Origin of the sequence: Micromonospora sp. NPDC049836, from assembly GCF_044465125.1 — a bacterium.
Taxonomy (GTDB): domain Bacteria; phylum Actinomycetota; class Actinomycetes; order Mycobacteriales; family Micromonosporaceae; genus Micromonospora.
In genome coordinates this window covers 186,586-202,680 of the sequence record NZ_JBITLH010000004.1, presented here as the reverse complement: position 1 = coordinate 202,680, position 16,095 = coordinate 186,586, and the positions used below count along the sequence as shown (strand labels likewise).

Here is a 16,095-nt window from a genome sequence, read left to right as displayed (position 1 = left end):
GTACTGCGGCGGAGCGGAGCCCCGCCGTCCGGAACGAAGGAAGGTACCGATGACGGATCCGGTCCTGGAGATCCGCGGCCTCCGCGTCGACTACGGCCTCGGCGACCAGGCGGTACGGGCGGTCCGCGACGTCGACCTGACCCTGCACCGGGGCGAGGTGCTGGGGCTGGCCGGCGAGAGCGGCAGCGGCAAGTCGACCCTGGCGTACGGCCTGACCCGGCTGCTGCCGCCGCCCGGCGTGGTCAGCGGCGGCCAGGTGATCTATCACCCGGTCGACGGCCCCCCGGTCGACGTGCTGTCGCTCACCCCGGCGCAGCTGCGCCGGTTCCGCTGGGCGGAGACGTCCATCGTGTTCCAAGGGGCGATGAACTCGCTGAACCCGGTGCACAAGGTCGCCACCCAGCTGCTGGACGTGATCAGGGCGCACGAGCCGAAGAGCACGGCGGCCGCCCGGCTGGCCCGGGCCAAGGAGCTGCTGCGGCTGGTCGGCATCGCCACCGACCGGCTGGACAGCTACCCGCACCAGCTCTCCGGCGGCATGCGGCAACGCGTGATGATCGCCATGGCGCTGGCGTTGGAGCCGCAGGTCGTCATCATGGACGAGCCGACCACCGCGCTGGACGTGGTGATGCAGCGGCAGATCCTCGGGCAGCTCGCCGAGCTGCGCGAGCGGCTCGGCTTCGCGGTGCTGTTCATCACCCACGACCTGTCGCTGCTGGTCGAGTTCTCCGACCGGATCGCCATCATGTACGGCGGCCGGATCATCGAACAGGCGCCCGCCGGGCAGCTCTACCGGGACGCGCTGCACCCGTACACCGAGGGTCTGCTGCACAGCTTCCCGGCGCTGCACGGGCCGCGCCGCGAGCTGACCGGCATCCCGGGCTCGCCGCCGGACCTGCGCGCGATGCCGTCCGGGTGCGCGTTCCACCCGCGCTGCCCGAAGGCGTTCGAGCCGTGCGACGAGACGGTGCCGCCGCTCGGGCCGCCCGGCGACGGCCGGCCGGACCGGGCGGTCGCCTGCTGGCTGCATCCGGTCGCCACCCCCCGCTGACCACCACCACCTCACCGAACACCCGCGACCCGCGAGGAGAACCATGGACACCGACCTCACCCGACCCACCAGCACCGGGCAGGCCGACCCGATCGACACCCTGCCGCCGACCTTCCGGTGGGGGGTGGCGACCTCGTCGTACCAGATCGAGGGCGCGGTGGCCGAGGACGGCCGCACCCCGTCCATCTGGGACACCTTCTGCCGGGTGCCGGGTGCGGTGGTCAACGGCGACAACGGTGACGTGGCCTGCGACCACTACCACCGGATGCCGCAGGACGTCGCCCTCATCGCCGACCTGGGCCTGGACACCTACCGCTTCTCGGTGGCCTGGCCGCGGGTGCAGCCGGGTGGGCGGGGTCCCGCCAACCCGGCCGGCTTGGCCTTCTACGACCGGCTGGTGGACGAGCTGCTGGGCCGGGGCGTCGACCCGTGGGTCACGCTCTACCACTGGGACCTGCCGCAGGAGCTGGAGGACGCGGGCGGCTGGCCGAACCGGGACACCGCGTACCGCTTCGCCGACTACGCCGAGCTGGTCTTCGCCGCGCTCGGCGACCGGGTGAAGACCTGGACCACGCTGAACGAGCCATGGTGCTCGGCGATGCTCGGGTACGCGTACGGCCTGCACGCGCCCGGCCGGCGTGACCTCGGCGCCGGCATCGCCGCCGCGCACCACCTGCTGCTCGGGCACGGGCTGGCGGCGCAGCGGCTGCGCGCGGCGGCGACCGCCCCGATCGAGCTGGGGTTGACGCTGAACCTGACCACGGCCGACCCGGCGACCGACAGCGCGGCCGACCGGGACGCCGCCCGGGCCGCCGACGGGCTGGGCAACCGGCTCTACCTCGACCCGGTGTTGCGTGGCTCCTACCCGCAGGACGTGGTGGCCGACCTCGCCGCCGAGGGGGTGCGGATCCCGGTCGAGGAGGGCGACCTGGCGGTCATCTCGGCCCCGATCGACGTGCTCGGGGTGAACTACTACTTCGGCCAGATCCACTCCGGGGTGGACGAGCAGGGCCGGGAGCGGGACGACGACGGCCGGCCGGTGCGCCGGGTGGTCCGCCGGGACCTGCCGCGGACCGCGATGGACTGGGAGATCGTGCCGGAGTCCTTCACCGAGCTGCTGGTCCGGCTGCACCGGGACTACCCGGGCGTGCCGCTGGTGATCACCGAGAACGGCGCGGCGTTCGACGACCAGCCGGACGCCGACGGTTTCGTGGCCGACGACGACCGGGTGGGGTACCTGACCGAGCACCTGCGGGCGGTGGCCCGGGCCCGGCAGGCCGGCGCCGACGTACGCGGCTACTTCGCCTGGTCGCTGCTGGACAACTTCGAGTGGGCGTACGGCTACGACAAGCGGTTCGGCATCGTCCGGGTCGACTACGACACGCAGCGGCGCACCCTCAAGCGCAGCGCGCACTGGTACCGCGACACGGTGCGGCGGGTGCGCGGGGAGCGCTGATCCGCCGCCGCGCGCGGCCGCCCGGGGCGTGACCCGGGCGGCCGCGCCGGCCTGCCCTCGGGAGCCTCCCGAGGGCTTTTTTCATGCCTTGACATAAGCAGGTGGGGACGGTTTTCTCAGTGAAGAACATCGATCGAAGGGAGCACCGGTGTCCCCCACCACCGAGGACCACCCCGGATCGGCGCCACCCCGCCACCCGGCCCGGCCGACCGCACGCCGCGCCGGCCCCGTCGCCCTGGCGCTCTGCCTCGCCGCCGGCGCCGCCGCCCTCGCCCCGCCCTCGGCCGCCCGGGCCGCCGGGGAGACCGTCAACGTCTGGCTCACCACCACCTCCGACGCCGGCGGCCGCACCGTCACCCGCGGCCTGCAACCGCAGAGCCCGCTGAGCTTCGCGCCGTCCAGCGCCGCCGCCACGCACACCCTCACCGTCGACGAGAACACCCGCTACCAGCAGTTCGAGGGCGCCGGCGCGTCTATCACCGACACCACCGCCCACCTGCTGCGCGGCGGACCGGTCAGCGCCGCCACCCAGGACGAGGTGATGCGCAAGCTGTTCAGCCCCACCGACGGCATCGGGCTGTCCTTCCTCCGCAACCCGATCGGCGCGTCCGACCTGTCCCGGCCCGGCAACGTCTCGCTGGACGACACCTGCTGCGACCTCACCGACTTCGGCGCCAACGGCTACGACACCGACGTCGAGCTGCTCACCGCGCAGGCCCGGCAGCTCAACCCCGGGCTGCGGGTGATGGTGGTGCCGTGGAGCGCGCCCGGCTGGATGAAGGACAACGGCCGGATGGACCAGATGGGTTGGCTGAAGTACGAGTACTACGCCAGCTACGCGCAGTACTTCGTCAAGACCATCCAGGCGTACGCGGCGCGCGGGGTGAAGGTCGACTACCTGTCGGTGCAGAACGAGCCGAACTGCTGCCAGGCCGGCAACCCCACCGCCATGGACTACCCCGGGATGAGCTGGAACTCCTCCGGCCTGGTCGAGCTGACCAAGAACTTCGTCTACCCGGCGTTCCGCGCCGCCGGCATCACCACCAAGGTGCTGGTGCACGACTGGAACTACGGCGACTACGCCGCCATCGGCCAGGGGCTGCTCGCCGACGCCGCCGTCCGTACCGACCCGCTCTTCGGCGGCATCGCCTGGCACGGCTACTGGGGCGACCCGGCCGTCGGCAGCCAGGTCCACGACCAGTACCCGGCCGTGCCGCAGTTCAGCACCGAGCACTCCGGTGGCACCTGGATCGGCAACCAGCACAACGAGGACATGACCGACATCGTGACCTACGCCCGGAACTGGAGCCGGAGCGTGGTGAAGTGGAGCCTGGCGGTCAACCAGTTCATGGGCCCGCACAACGGCGGCTGCGGCACCTGCACCGGCCTGATCACCGTGCAGGAGGGCGGCGCCCGCGCCGGCCAGGTCGACTACACCGTCGAGTACTACACCACCGGGCACCTGACCAGGTTCGTCCGGCCCGGGGCGTACCGGATCGCCTCCACCGCCAACGGCACGGTGCAGAACGTGGCGTACCGCAACCCGGACGGATCCAAGGCGCTGCTCGCGCACAACGGCGGCAGCGCCGCGCAGTCGGTGCGGGTGCTCTGGGGCGGCCAGTCGTTCACCTACTCGCTGCCGGCCCGCACCACCGCGACCTTCACCTGGTCCGGCACCCAGTCCGGCGGCGGCTCGCCGACCGGACCGACCGGCCTCGTCACCGGCATCGGCGGCAAGTGCCTGGACGTCACCGACAACGCCACCGCCGACGGCACGCCGGCGCAGATCTGGACCTGCTTCGGCGGCGCCAACCAGCAGTGGACCCGGGCCACCGACGGCACGCTGCGGGCGCTGGGCAAGTGCCTCGACGTCTCCGGCGGCGGCACCGCCGACGGGACGCGGGTGCAGCTGTGGACCTGCAACGGCACCGCCGCCCAGCAGTGGACCTGGACGGCCGGCCGGGACCTGGTCAACCCCCAGGCGAACCGGTGCCTCGACGTCACCGGCAACACCTCCACCGACGGCGCGAAGACGCAGATCTGGACCTGCACCGGCGGCGCCAACCAGAAGTGGACGCTGCCGTCCTGAACCCGGCCGGGCCGGCGGCGCCGACCGCCGGCCCGGCCACCCCGGCCGGCCCGCCCTCCCGGCGCTCAGCGTGGGCTGGCGCCAGGCTGCGGCGGCCGGCCGGCTCGGCGCTCGCCAGCCCTCGGGCTCGGGCAGCAAACCCGCGCAGCGCTCGGGCAGCAAGCCGGCTCAGCGCTCGGCCAGCAGGCCGGCGCAGCGCTCGGGCAGCAGGCAGCCTCAGCGCTCGCGGGCCAGAGGGCCGGCGGCCCGCTGGCCGACGGGCCGGCGGGCCGGCCGCACCACCGCCGGGGTGAGCCGCGCGGCCGGCTCGCGCGGCACGCCGCCGTCGCGCAGCAGCCGGGCCATCGGCAGGGTGGCCGCGCCCATCGCGACCGCGTCCGGTCCGAGCCGGCACAGCTCGATCGAGGTCTGGGCGTACGGCTGGCGCAACGCGTGCCGCCCGGTGGCCGCGCGGATCTGCGTCAGGTAGCGCTCGCCCAGGGCCAGCCCGGCCCAGCCGCCGAGCACCACCCGCTCCGGGTTGAAGAGGTTGACCAGGTTCGCCACCCCGGCGCCGAGGTAGCCGACGGTCTCGTCGAGCACCCGGGCGGCCGTGCGGCTGCCGGAGCGGAACAGTCCGGCGAAGGCGGTCTCCTCGTCGCCGCCGGGCGCCGGGCGGCCCCGGTTGGCCTGGCGGAACCGGTCCAGCACCCCCTCCGCCCCGACGTACGCCTCCAGGCAGCCCTGGTTGCCGCAGCGGCAGCGGCGGCCGCCGTACACCAGGGTGGTGTGCCCCCACTCGCCGGCGCTGCTGTGCGCGCCCCGGTAGCCGACGCCGTCGGCGACCACGCAGGCGCCCACGCCGGAGCCGACCAGGGCGATCACCGCGTGCCGGACGCCCCGGCCGGCGCCGAACCACATCTCGGCCTGGCCGAGGGTCTTCGCGCCGTTGTCGATGTGCACGGGGATGTCGGTGCCGGCGCGCAGCATCGCGCCGAGCGGCACCCCCTCCCAGCCGAGGGTCTGTGCGTGCACCACCGCGTCGGCGGTCCGCTCGACCGTGCCGGCGACGGCGACGCCAAAGCCGAGCACCGCGGCCGGCGCGACGCCGGCCTGCTCGATGACCGCGTCGAGGCCGCGCAGCAGGTGCCGCGCCACGTCCTGCGGGTCGGGCTCGGCGGCGGCGATCGGGTACTCGGCCTTGGCCAGCGCGGTCATCGCCAGGTCGAAGAGCTCGACCTGGACCCGGGTCTCACCGACGTCGGCGCCGACCAGGTAGCCGTAGGCGGGGGCGACCCGCAGCAGCACCCGGGGACGGCCGCCGTCGGACTCGACCGAGCCGGCCTCCTCGACCAGCCCTTCGGTGATCATCTCGCCGACCAGGTTGCTCACGCTGGCCAGGCTCAGCGCCGTGCTCTGCCCCAGCTCGTGGCGGCTGAGCGGCCCGTCCAGCCAGATCCGGGTCAGCAGCACCGACCGGTTGGCCCGACGCATGTCCCGCACGGTGGTGCGCCTGGCGTCCATCTCCGCCCACCCTTCCCCTGTCACCACCCGCGCGGCTCACCCGGGATGCGTCATCCCAGATTAATGCCGTGAACAAAGGGTCGAAGAAGCTGGTCGGCGGGGTCGGCCGCGGGTCACACATTTACATTTAACAAAGTTAACTGATAGCCTCCGGCGCATCGACGAGGAGGTATGTCATGCGACTTCGACGCGGGATGACCGCACTGCTCGGCGGCGCCGCGCTGCTCGCCGCCACCGCCGCCCTGCCCGCCGCCGCCGGCAGCGCGGCGACCGCCGGCACGACCGCCCTGGTCTCCTGCACCGGCGTGCCGGCCTGGGCCGAGGGGGTGACCTGGACCGCCGGCAGCAAGGCCAGCTACGCCGGCCGGCTCTACCAGGCGCTGGTGACGCACACCCCACCGGCGGGCGCCGGCTGGACCCCGCCGGCCACCCCGGCGCTCTGGACCGACCTCGGGGCCTGCGGCGCCGGCACCCCGTCGCCGAGCCCCACCACGAAGCCGCCGTCACCGACCCCGACGCCCACGCCGACGTCCTCCCCGTCCCCCACCGCGACGCCCACACCCACGCCGACCGGCACCCCGCCCCCGGGCGGGAGCACCTGCGCGCTCCGGTCCCGGCCCACCGGCAAGGTGCTGCAGGGCTACTGGGAGAACTGGGACGGCGCGGCCAACGGCGTACACCCGGGGATGGGCTGGATCCCGATCACCGACAGCCGGATCCGGACCCACGGCTACAACGTGGTCACCGCCGCCTTCCCGGTGATCCGCGCCGACGGCACCGTGCTGTGGGAGGACGGCATGGACGCCGGCGTCCGGGTGCCCACCCCGACCGAGGTGTGCCAGGCCAAGGCCGCCGGGCTGACCGTCCTGCTGTCGATCGGCGGCGCGACCGCCGGCATCGACCTCGGCTCCAGCGCGGTCGCCGACCGGTTCGTCGCCACCGTGGTGCCCATCCTCAAGCGGTACAACTTCGACGGCATCGACATCGACATCGAGACCGGGCTCACCGGCAGCGGCAACATCAACCAGCTCTCCACCTCCCAGGCCAACCTGGTGCGGATCATCGACGGGGTGCTGGCCCAGATGCCCGCCGGCTTCGGGCTCACCATGGCCCCGGAGACCGCGTACGTCACCGGCGGCAGCGTCACCTACGGCTCGATCTGGGGCGCCTACCTGCCGATCATCAAGCGGTACGCCGACAACGGCCGGCTCTGGTGGCTGAACATGCAGTACTACAACGGCAGCATGTACGGCTGCGCCGGCGACTCCTACCCGGCCGGCACCGTGCAGGGCTTCGTGGCGCAGACCAGCTGCCTCAACGCCGGCCTGATCGTGCAGGGCGTCACCATCCGCGTCCCGTACGACAAGCAGGTCCCCGGCCTGCCCGCGCAGAGCGGCGCCGGTGGCGGGTACATGGGCCCCGCGCTGGTCGCGCAGGCGTGGAACACCTACCAGGGCGGCCTCAAGGGGCTGATGACCTGGTCGGTCAACTGGGACGGGTCCAAGGGCTGGACCTTCGGCGACAACGTGCGGTCCCTGCAGGGCCGGTGACGGCCGGGCGGGGCTCCGCAGGCGCGCGGAGCCCCGCCTCCCCGGCCCGCGCCCGGTGGCGACCGCGCGGGTGCGGCCCCGACCCGGGCACCGGGCGCGACCGGTCCGCGCTACCGTCGTCGGCGGAACCGATGTCCGGGTGGGAGAGGGACGCGATGTCGAGACCTGCGGCCGTGAGCCGGACCGCGGTGCTGGTGTGCCAGGGCCGCGCCGCCGCCGACGGACGGATCGCGCCGGGCCGCTTCGCCGACCCGACCGCCATGGTCCTGCTGCGGCCCGCCGAGCGCGAGGCCGTCGAGTGGGTACGCGACGGCGCGGTGCCCGACACGTGGCGGCACCGGGTCGACTACGAGACGGTACGGGCCACCACGGAGCTGATGGCGCCGCGGACCATCGCCATCGACGACGCCGTCCGCGCCCACCCGTGCCCGCAACTGGTGATCCTGGGCGCCGGGCTGGACGGCCGGGCGTGGCGGATGCCGGAGCTGGCCGGGGTCACGGTCTTCGAGGTCGACCAGCCGGCGACCCAGCAGGACAAGCGGGACCGGGCCGCCGGGCTCTCCGGCACCCCGCCCACGTTCGTCCCGGTGGACTTCGGCCGCGACCGGCTGCCCGAGGCGCTGGCGGCCCACGGGCACCGCACCCACCTGCCCACCACCTGGATCTGGGAGGGCGTGGTGCCCTACCTGACCCGGGCCGAGGTGGCCGCCACCGTGGCCGGGCTCGCCGCCGGCTCGGCAACCGGCAGCCGCCTGATCGTCAACTACCAGAGCCCGTCCCGCTCCGCGCGCGCGGGCCGCGTCCTGGCCCGGCTGCTGACCGCCTCCACCGGCCGGCGCAGCGTCTGGGCCAACGAGCCGTGGCGCTCGACCTGGACCCCCGCCGCGCTGGCCGCCCTGCTCGCCCGGCACGGCTACCGGGTCACCGAGGACGAGAGCCTGCTCGACACCGCGCGTCGGCTGGACCTGCCGGTCGCGCACGCCAGGTCGCTGGGGCACAGCCGGGTGCTGGTGGCCGACCGCGACTGACCGGATGCGGTGGCCGGGCGCACCGCAGCGCGGCCGTAGGGTTCTGGCTGTGACCGCTCAGCGAATGCCCGCCGCCGAGGTGCCGGTCTCGGTCGAACTGGTGCGCCGGCTGCTCCAACAGCAGCACCCCGATCTGGCGGACCTGCCGGTCGAGGTCCTGGCCAACGGCTGGGACAACCTCGTCTGCCGGCTTGGCGAGGAGTTCCTCGTCCGGTTGCCGCGGCGCACCGTGGCCGCCGCACTCGTCGCGCACGAGCAGCGGTGGCTGCCGGAGTTGGCCGGCCGGCTGCCGTTGCCGGTGCCGGCCCCGGTACGGGTCGGGTGCCCGACGACCCAGTTCCCGTGGTCCTGGAGTGTCGTGCCGTTCTTTCCCGGCCGGATCGCGGCGCGGTCGGAGCCCGACGACCTCCGCTCGGCCGCGGCGACACTCGGCGGTTTTCTCCGCGCGCTGCACGCCCCGGCCCCTCCGGCGGCGCCCGTGAACCCGTCTCGGGGGATCCCGCTGGCCGGACGCGCCGAGGGAGTCCGGACCGCGCTGGCGCACCTCGAGCCGGCCGACCGCGCGGTCGCGCGGCGGATCTGGGCGGCTGCCGCCGCCGCACCCGCCTGGGACGGTCCGCCGCTGTGGCTGCACGGGGACCTGCACCCGGCCAACATCCTGGTCGACCGCGGCCGGATCAGCGCCGTGATCGACTTCGGTGACCTCACCTCCGGCGACCCCGCCACCGACCTGTCGGTGGCCTGGATGCTGTTTCCGGCGGAACAGCGGGCCGCCTTTCGGCACGCGTATGGCGGCGCGGACGACGCGACCTGGGAACGGGCCCGGGGATGGGCGCTCGTGCTGTCCCTGGTCTTCCTGACCCACTCGGCGGACAACCCGCTGATGCGCGGCATCGGCGAGCGGACCTTCCGTGCGGTGCTGACCTGACAGCTGAGCAGTGCCGTGGCGGACCCGGCTCGCGCGTCACCGCGCGTCGCCGCGACCCCGGGAACGCCTGCGCTGGCTGGGCGTGCGCTCGGCCGCGTCGCGGCGGCTAGCGGTCCGGCGTGGCGTCCAACCGGACGCAGCAGGCGCCGGGCCGGGGCGCGAGCCGGGGCAGCAGGTCGGTGCGGCCGGCGCCGTCGACCAGCCCGCCGAGGAAGGCGTGGTTGAGCCCGCAGACCAGCGCGGTCTGCCGGGCCGCCAGGGCGTGGAACGGGCAGTTGCGCAGCAGCACCTGGTCGCCGAGCGACTCCGGTTCGAAGCCGAGGCCGCCGAGCACGCCCACCAGGTCCTCGTCGGCCTCGCGGATGCGTACGCCGAGGTCCCGGCCGCGCCGCCGGGCGTGCCGCCGCGCCGCCTCGGGGGCGTCGTGCGGGTCCTCGGCGACCGCGTCGGCGAGGATCTCGGCGATCAGCTCGTAGCGCCGCTCGGGGACGGTGATGGCCAGCCCGTCGCCGGCCGCCTCGTAGACCTTCGGCGTGCGGCCCCGCCCCCGGGGCTGGTCGGCCGGCGTCTCGTAGTGGGCCCGCAGCAGTCCCGACTCGACGAGCTTGTCGAGGTGGAACGCGGTGAGGTTGCGGGACATCCCGTGCGCCGCGGCCGCCTCCTCGCGGGTGACCGGATGGTCGGCCCGGCACACGTAGTCGTAGAGCGCCCGTCGGGACCGGTCGACGAGCGCGGCCATCGCGCTCCAGCGCTCTCCGCCGCTCACGCCACGAGGTTATCACCAACGATGGCTATTGAAATTCCGGACGCGCTGGGGCAGCATGACCGCTATCACCAATGAGCGTTGGTGAAAATCCCCTGGGGGTTCCCCGTGCGACCCATGGATCAGGCCAAGCACCCGGTGACCACACTGGCCGGCCGCTACGGCCACCCGCTGCATCCCGCGCTGGTCGCGGTGCCGATCGGCGCCTGGGTGGCCAGCTTCGCCTTCGACCTCGCCACCCGCTTCGTACCCGGGTCACCGGACCTCGCCGACGGCGCGCGGTGGCTCATCGGCCTCGGCGTCGTCGGTGCGCTCGCCGCCGCGCTGGTCGGCTTCCTCGACCTGTTCGCCATCCCCACCGGCACCCGCGCCTTCCGCACCGCGCTCGCGCACATGGCGATCAACCTCGCGGTCACCGGCGGGTACGCGGTCAACTTCGCGCTCCGGGACGCCGGCCCGCCCGGCGCGGGACCGCTGGCGCTCTCCGCGGTCGGCCTCGCCGGGCTCGCCGTCGGCGGGTACCTCGGCGGCGAGCTGGCCTACCGCTACGGCGTCCGGGTCGCCGACGAGCGCACCCAGGCGCACGGCTACCACCACGCAGACAAGGAGAACGACTGATGGGCATCGCCGCACTCGTCACCTGGCTGATCACGGCCGCCGGTGGCTTCGTCATGCTCGGCACCTGGATCAGCCGGGGCGGCCACCGACCGGACAGCGGCAGCCGCCTGGCGCCGGGCCTGGTGTTCGGTCACTTCGCGCTGGCCGCGATCGGGCTGGTGCTGTGGATCGTCCACCTGGTCCTCGACGACCGCGTGCTCGCCTGGGTCGCGTTCGCCGCGCTGCTGCCGGTGGCCCTGCTCGGGTTCACCATGCTGGCCCGCTGGATCCCCGCCCGCCGGTCCGGCACCGCCGAATCCCGCTTCCCCGTCCCGGTGGTCGTCGGCCACGGCCTGTTCGCCGTCGCCACGCTGGTGCTGACCGCGCTCGCGGCCCTCGGCGTGGGCGGTCGCTGAGGTGACCGTCACCGCGCTGCGGGTGCAGCACCAGCGTCCCCGCCCCGACCCGGCCGCCGCCGAACGGGCCGCGGCGCAGTTCCTCGCCGCCCTCGGGGTGGACCTCTCCGCCGACGGGCTCGCCGACACCCCGGGCCGGATGGCCCGCGCCTACGCCGAACTGCTCACCCCGCGCGAGTTCCAGCTCACCACCTTCGCCAACGACGAGGGCTACGACGAGCTGGTGCTGGCCCGGGCCATCCCGATCCGGTCGGTCTGCGAACACCACCTGCTGCCGTTCGTCGGCGTCGCGCACGTGGGCTACCTGCCCGGCGCCCGCATCCTCGGACTGTCCAAACTGGCCCGGGTGGTCGAGCTGTTCGCCCACGGCCCCCAGGTCCAGGAGCGCCTCACCAAGCAGATCGCCGACTGGCTGACCGCGAACCTGCGCCCGCGCGGCGTCGGCGTGGTCATCGAGGCCGAACACCTGTGCATGACCCTGCGCGGCGTGCAGGCCGTCGGCAGCAGCACCATCACCTCCACCCTGCTCGGCACCCTGCGCGACGACCACCGCTCCCGCGCCGAGTTCTTCACCCTCACCGGCGTCGGCCCCCGCTGACCGGCGTACCGCCAGAAAGGAGCTGGACCGATGTCGACAACCGACCGGTTCGTCATCGTGGGCGCCGGGCTCGCCGGTGCGCGGGCCGCCCAGACGCTGCGGGAGGAGGGCTTCGCCGGCGGCGTCGTCGTGCTCGGCGACGAACCCGAGCGGCCGTACGAGCGGCCACCGCTGTCCAAGGGGCTGCTGACCGGCGCGGCCGAACCCGACAGCGTGTTCGTGCACGACGCCGGGTGGTACGCCGCGCACGACGTCGACCTGCGCACCGCCACCCGGGCGGTCGCCGTCGACCGCGCCGCCCGGACCGTCCGGCTCGCCGACGGCGAGCAGCTGCGCTACGACAAGCTGCTGCTGGCCACCGGCGCCACAGCCCGTGACCTCGCGGCGCCCGGCGTGCACCTGGCCGGGGTGCTGCGGCTGCGTACCCTCGCCGACAGCCGCCGGATCGGCGCCGCGCTGGTCGACGGCGCGCGCGTGGTGATCGTCGGCGCGGGGTGGATCGGCCTGGAGGTGGCCGCCGCCGCCCGGCGACGCGGCGCCACCGTCGACGTCGTCGAGACGGCCGCGCTGCCGTTGCGCCGGGTGCTCGGCGACGAGATCGCCCGGGTCTTCGCCGACCTGCACCGGGACCACGGCGTCACCTTCCACTTCGGCGCGGAGGTGCACGAGATCCACGGCACCGATCGGGTCTGCTCGGTCCGGCTGGCCGACGGCACCGAGTTGCCGGCCGACGCCGTGGTGGTCGCCGTGGGCGTGCGGCCGAACACCGAGCTGGCGACCGCGGCCGGCCTCGCCGTCGAGAACGGCATCCACGTCGACGCGTCCCTGCGCACCGCCGACCCGGACGTGCACGCCGCCGGTGACGTGGCCAACGCCTACCATCCGGTGCTGCGCCGGCGGCTGCGCGTCGAGCACTGGGCCAACGCGCTGCACGGCGGCCCCGCCGCGGCCCGGGCCATGCTCGGCCAGCCGGTCAGCTACGACGACCTGCCCTACTTCTACACCGACCAGTACGAGCTGGGCATGGAGTACATCGGGCACGCCCCGCCCGGGGCGGCCGACCGGGTGGTCGTCCGGGGCGACCTCGCCAAGCGCGAGTTCATCGCGTTCTGGACCGCCGGCGGGCGGGTGCTCGCCGGGATGAACGTCAACGTGTGGGACGTCGTCCCGGCGATCCGGCGGCTCGTCACGGCGGCCCACCCGGTCGACCTCGACCGGCTGGCCGACCCGGACGTGCCCCTCGCCGACCTGCTGCCGCCGGACCCGCCCGCCGCACGGCAGGCCGGGTAGCCGGCGTCACCGCCGCGCGGACCGGCCCGTGCCGGCCGACTCCGCCGGGCGGACCGGCCGGCGCTCACGGGTGCCGGCCGGCTCCGCCGGGCGGGAGGGCCGGCGCGGTGGCGGCGGGCCGGCGCGCCGTCCTCGCCCGGGTGCGCCGGGGGCGAGGTCGTCAGCCGGTGGGCTCCCGTTGCTGGCGCGGCCGGGCCGGTGCGTCCTCCCGGTCGATCCGCAACTCCCGCTCGAGCGCGGCGATGACGGCGCGCAGGTCGTCCAGCCGCTGGGTGAGCGCGATCCGGTCCAACTCGTCGGGCAGCCCGTCGCCGTCCTCGTCGTAGTCCGGGGCCAGCCGCTCGGTCATCTCCAACCGGCGAGCCTCCTCCATGGAGTTGACGATGACCGCGATCAGGATGTTGAGCAGCAGGTTCACGGTGATCAGGACGAAGCTGACGTAGTAGACCAGGGTCCACGGCGACACCGCCATGCCCTGCTCGAGCAGATCCGGCAGGGTCTCCAGCGACAGCAGCACGAACAGGGTCAGCAGCGAGCGGCCGATGTCGCCGTACTGCTCCGGGTAGCGCTGCCCGAAGATCAGCCAGCCGGCCATGCCGTACATGTAGAGGGTCACCGCGGCCAGCGCCAGGAAACCCGCGACCCCGGGCAGGCTGCGCCACAGCGCCGCCACGATGGTGCGCAGCCCGGGTGAGAAGCGCACCAGGCGCAGCACCCGGGCGACCCGCAGGAAGCGCAGCACCCCCGAGTCGCCGTGCAGGCCCGGAATGAAGATGGTGGCGGTGACCAGGAAGTCGAAGACGTTCCAGCCGTGCCGGAAGAAGTCCTGTGGCCGGCGGCCGTAGGCCAGCACCCGGATCGCGATCTCGACGACGAAGACGAGCCGGAAGAACCATTCGAACCACCGCAGGGCCGGGTGCGCCGCCCCGAGGTCCCGGTAGGTCTCGAAGCCGAGCACCGCCCCGTTCAGCATGATCACCACGACGATCACCACGTCGAAGGCGCGCGAGTCGGCGATCAGCGCGCAGCGGTCCGCCAGCTTCGACCGCGGCGCGGTCGGCGCGCCCCGTTGCACCGGCACGGTGGGCCCGGTCACCGCCCCGACCCGCCCGCGCTTACGGCGGGACCGTCGGACGGGGCGGGTACGCGGTGCCGGGCAAGCATGCCGACAAGCCTAGAGGTGCCGCCGGTACGGGTTCGTGCCCGGCGACCCCGCGGTGGCGGCCCGGCGGCGACCGCCGGCCGGCGTCAGGCCACGGCTTCGATGATGCGCAGATCGCGCTCGGCGCCGTCGCCGAGCGCCCGCAGCGCCTCCTGGTAGGCCGCGCTTGCGTAGGCGGCGAGCGCGGCGTCGACGCTGGGGAACTCGATCAGCGTCGTCCGCTCCACCAGGCCGGCCTCGAACGCCTGCGACGGCAGGCCGCGCGCCAGGAACGTGCCGCCGGCCGCGCGCAGCGCCGGCCCCGCCAGCTCCGCGTACGCGGCGACCTTCGCCTCGTCGCTGATGGACCGGTACGTGGTGATCCAGTAGGCCTTCGGCACCGTCGCCGTCTCCCTCGTCCTGGGCGGTCCCCCTGTTGGGATGCCTCAGGAAGGGTAACGGTCACCGGAGCGCGTGGACTGCCGGTAGACGCCCGGGGCCCGGCCGGTGACCCGCTTGACGGCGACGCTCAGCGCCGACCACCGGGCCGGCCAGCCAGCCCAGGGCACCCCTCCCGGTGGACGGTCGACCAAGAATGCCGGACGTCGAACTACCGGCGGTCCAGGGTCACGCTCCGTAGCGTACGGGTCATGACACCCAGCGCCCGCCTCACCACACCGTTCCACGCCCGTACCTCCGCCGCCGAGATCCTGACCGGCGTCGACCTCGCCGGGCGCCGCATGATCGTCACCGGGGGCGCCTCCGGCATCGGCCGGGAGACCGTCCGGGCCCTGGCCGGAGCCGGCGCCGAGGTCACCGTGGCCACCCGCGACCCCGCCCACGCCGCGGACCTGGTGGCCGAGTTCGCCGGCCCCGGCCCGGGCAGCGTCCGGGGGGCCGCCCTCGACCTGGCCGACCTGGCCTCCGTCGACGCCTTCGTCGCCGACTGGCCGGGCCCGCTGCACACCCTGGTCGCCAACGCCGGGATCATGGCACTGCCCGAGCGGCGGCTCACCGACGCCGGCTGGGAACTGCAACTGGCGACGAACTACCTCGGCCACTTCGCGCTCGCCCGCGGCCTGCACGACAACCTGCGCGCCGCCGGCTCGGCCCGGGTGGTCGTGGTCAGCTCCGGGGCGCACCTGCGCGAGGCGTTCGACTTCGACGACCCGCAGTTCGCGCGGCAGCCCTACGACCCGTGGGCGGCGTACGGCCGGTCCAAGACCGCCGGCGTCCTACTCGCGGTGGGCATCGCCCGGCACTGGGCCGGTGACGGGATCACCGCCAACGCGCTCAACCCGGGCTACATCACCACGAACCTGCAACGGCACATGGACGCGGCGACGCTGCGCGCGTTCGGGGCGATGGACGAGGCCGGCAACCGGGTCGAACCGCCCTACTACAAAACTCCCGCCCAGGGCGCGGCGACCTCGGTGCTGCTCGCCGCCTCGCCGCTGCTGGACGGGGTCACCGGCCGGTACTTCGACGACAACCAGGAGGCCGAGGTGGTGGCGGGTGGACCGGAGGCGACCGGCGGGGTGGCCGCCCACGCCGTCGACCCGGCCGCCGCCGACCGGCTCTGGGCGTACGCGGAGCAGGCCCTGACCTCCCGCTGAGCGGGCCGCGCAGGCCGGTGCCGCCGGCGCAAGGGCCCAACGGCCCGCTCGGCTGTGCTGATCTTCACT

General features: G+C 74.5%; 15 protein-coding genes. 11 read left to right on the top strand and 4 right to left on the bottom strand.

Features of this window, described 5'->3' with window-relative positions:
* Window positions 1-49: 49 nt before the first annotated feature.
* The 3 genes from ACIBPB_RS12595 to ACIBPB_RS12585 all read left to right on the top strand — a co-directional run bounded on the left by ACIBPB_RS12595 (window position 50) and on the right by ACIBPB_RS12585 (window position 4,596).
* Window positions 50-1,051, top strand: coding sequence for an ABC transporter ATP-binding protein (locus ACIBPB_RS12595; RefSeq protein ID WP_357328578.1), 1,002 nt, complete (start codon window positions 50-52; stop codon window positions 1,049-1,051).
* A gap of 43 nt (window positions 1,052-1,094) precedes the next feature.
* Complete coding sequence (locus tag ACIBPB_RS12590; protein WP_396839707.1) at window positions 1,095-2,507, top strand: GH1 family beta-glucosidase; 1,413 nt, start codon at window positions 1,095-1,097, stop codon at window positions 2,505-2,507.
* Between the two features lie 148 nt (window positions 2,508-2,655).
* Entirely contained in the window at window positions 2,656-4,596 is a 1,941-nt protein-coding gene (locus ACIBPB_RS12585; protein WP_396839706.1) for a ricin-type beta-trefoil lectin domain protein, read from the top strand.
* A 216-nt stretch (window positions 4,597-4,812) separates the two neighbouring features.
* Here the strand turns inward: ACIBPB_RS12585 and ACIBPB_RS12580 are convergent, their stop codons facing one another.
* Window positions 4,813-6,099: an ROK family protein gene (locus tag ACIBPB_RS12580; protein WP_396839705.1), complete on the bottom strand. Its 1,287-nt coding sequence runs from the start codon at window positions 6,097-6,099 to the stop codon at window positions 4,813-4,815.
* 176 nt (window positions 6,100-6,275) lie between these two features.
* Between ACIBPB_RS12580 and ACIBPB_RS12575 the strand changes: the two genes are divergently transcribed.
* The 3 genes from ACIBPB_RS12575 to ACIBPB_RS12565 all read left to right on the top strand — a co-directional run bounded on the left by ACIBPB_RS12575 (window position 6,276) and on the right by ACIBPB_RS12565 (window position 9,605).
* Window positions 6,276-7,649: a glycosyl hydrolase family 18 protein gene (locus ACIBPB_RS12575; protein ID WP_396839704.1), complete on the top strand. Its 1,374-nt coding sequence runs from the start codon at window positions 6,276-6,278 to the stop codon at window positions 7,647-7,649.
* A 155-nt stretch (window positions 7,650-7,804) separates the two neighbouring features.
* Window positions 7,805-8,677, top strand: coding sequence for a class I SAM-dependent methyltransferase (locus ACIBPB_RS12570; protein WP_396839702.1), 873 nt, complete (start codon window positions 7,805-7,807; stop codon window positions 8,675-8,677).
* A gap of 49 nt (window positions 8,678-8,726) precedes the next feature.
* Entirely contained in the window at window positions 8,727-9,605 is an 879-nt protein-coding gene (locus tag ACIBPB_RS12565) for an aminoglycoside phosphotransferase family protein (RefSeq protein WP_396839701.1), read from the top strand.
* Window positions 9,606-9,711: 106 nt separating this feature from the next.
* Here ACIBPB_RS12565 and ACIBPB_RS12560 read toward each other — a convergent pair whose 3' ends face one another.
* On the bottom strand, window positions 9,712-10,371 hold the full coding sequence (locus ACIBPB_RS12560; RefSeq protein WP_396839699.1) for a helix-turn-helix transcriptional regulator: 660 nt from the start codon (window positions 10,369-10,371) through the stop codon (window positions 9,712-9,714).
* A 114-nt stretch (window positions 10,372-10,485) separates the two neighbouring features.
* Between ACIBPB_RS12560 and ACIBPB_RS12555 the strand changes: the two genes are divergently transcribed.
* From ACIBPB_RS12555 to ACIBPB_RS12540, 4 genes are read left to right on the top strand one after another with little or no spacing between them, the layout of a single operon-like run.
* Window positions 10,486-10,986: a DUF2231 domain-containing protein gene (locus ACIBPB_RS12555; protein WP_396839698.1), complete on the top strand. Its 501-nt coding sequence runs from the start codon at window positions 10,486-10,488 to the stop codon at window positions 10,984-10,986.
* Window positions 10,986-11,381 (top strand): hypothetical protein, encoded by a 396-nt coding sequence (locus ACIBPB_RS12550; protein ID WP_357321218.1) that lies wholly within the window; start codon window positions 10,986-10,988, stop codon window positions 11,379-11,381. The genes ACIBPB_RS12555 and ACIBPB_RS12550 overlap by 1 nt, the downstream gene beginning before the upstream one ends.
* A 1-nt stretch (window position 11,382) precedes the next feature.
* Window positions 11,383-11,979: a GTP cyclohydrolase I FolE gene (gene folE / locus ACIBPB_RS12545; RefSeq protein WP_396839697.1), complete on the top strand. Its 597-nt coding sequence runs from the start codon at window positions 11,383-11,385 to the stop codon at window positions 11,977-11,979.
* 30 nt (window positions 11,980-12,009) lie between these two features.
* Window positions 12,010-13,269, top strand: coding sequence for an NAD(P)/FAD-dependent oxidoreductase (locus ACIBPB_RS12540; protein ID WP_396839696.1), 1,260 nt, complete (start codon window positions 12,010-12,012; stop codon window positions 13,267-13,269).
* Window positions 13,270-13,429: 160 nt separating this feature from the next.
* On the opposite strand, the gene ACIBPB_RS12535 is transcribed toward ACIBPB_RS12540, so the two are convergent.
* Together ACIBPB_RS12535 and ACIBPB_RS12530 are read right to left on the bottom strand one after the other, a co-directional pair.
* Complete coding sequence (locus ACIBPB_RS12535; protein WP_396839694.1) at window positions 13,430-14,365, bottom strand: ion transporter; 936 nt, start codon at window positions 14,363-14,365, stop codon at window positions 13,430-13,432.
* A gap of 152 nt (window positions 14,366-14,517) precedes the next feature.
* Entirely contained in the window at window positions 14,518-14,811 is a 294-nt protein-coding gene (locus tag ACIBPB_RS12530; protein ID WP_396839693.1) for a DUF1330 domain-containing protein, read from the bottom strand.
* A 249-nt stretch (window positions 14,812-15,060) separates the two neighbouring features.
* On the opposite strand from ACIBPB_RS12530, the gene ACIBPB_RS12525 reads away from it, so the two are divergent.
* Complete coding sequence (locus ACIBPB_RS12525; protein WP_396839692.1) at window positions 15,061-16,026, top strand: SDR family NAD(P)-dependent oxidoreductase; 966 nt, start codon at window positions 15,061-15,063, stop codon at window positions 16,024-16,026.
* Window positions 16,027-16,095 lie beyond the last annotated feature (69 nt).

What these genes read in the sequence shown, in the direction of transcription:
- ACIBPB_RS12590 (WP_396839707.1), top strand. Translation starts at nt 1,095, where the DNA reads ATGGACACCGACCTCACCCGACCCACCAGCACCGGGCAGGCCGACCCG.
- ACIBPB_RS12580 (WP_396839705.1), bottom strand. Translation starts at nt 6,099, where the DNA reads ATGGACGCCAGGCGCACCACCGTGCGGGACATGCGTCGGGCCAACCGG.
- ACIBPB_RS12570 (WP_396839702.1), top strand. Translation starts at nt 7,805, where the DNA reads ATGTCGAGACCTGCGGCCGTGAGCCGGACCGCGGTGCTGGTGTGCCAG.
- ACIBPB_RS12525 (WP_396839692.1), top strand. Translation starts at nt 15,061, where the DNA reads ATGACACCCAGCGCCCGCCTCACCACACCGTTCCACGCCCGTACCTCC.
- ACIBPB_RS12555 (WP_396839698.1), top strand. Translation starts at nt 10,486, where the DNA reads ATGGATCAGGCCAAGCACCCGGTGACCACACTGGCCGGCCGCTACGGC.
- ACIBPB_RS12550 (WP_357321218.1), top strand. Translation starts at nt 10,986, where the DNA reads ATGGGCATCGCCGCACTCGTCACCTGGCTGATCACGGCCGCCGGTGGC.
- ACIBPB_RS12595 (WP_357328578.1), top strand. Translation starts at nt 50, where the DNA reads ATGACGGATCCGGTCCTGGAGATCCGCGGCCTCCGCGTCGACTACGGC.
- ACIBPB_RS12575 (WP_396839704.1), top strand. Translation starts at nt 6,276, where the DNA reads ATGCGACTTCGACGCGGGATGACCGCACTGCTCGGCGGCGCCGCGCTG.
- ACIBPB_RS12540 (WP_396839696.1), top strand. Translation starts at nt 12,010, where the DNA reads ATGTCGACAACCGACCGGTTCGTCATCGTGGGCGCCGGGCTCGCCGGT.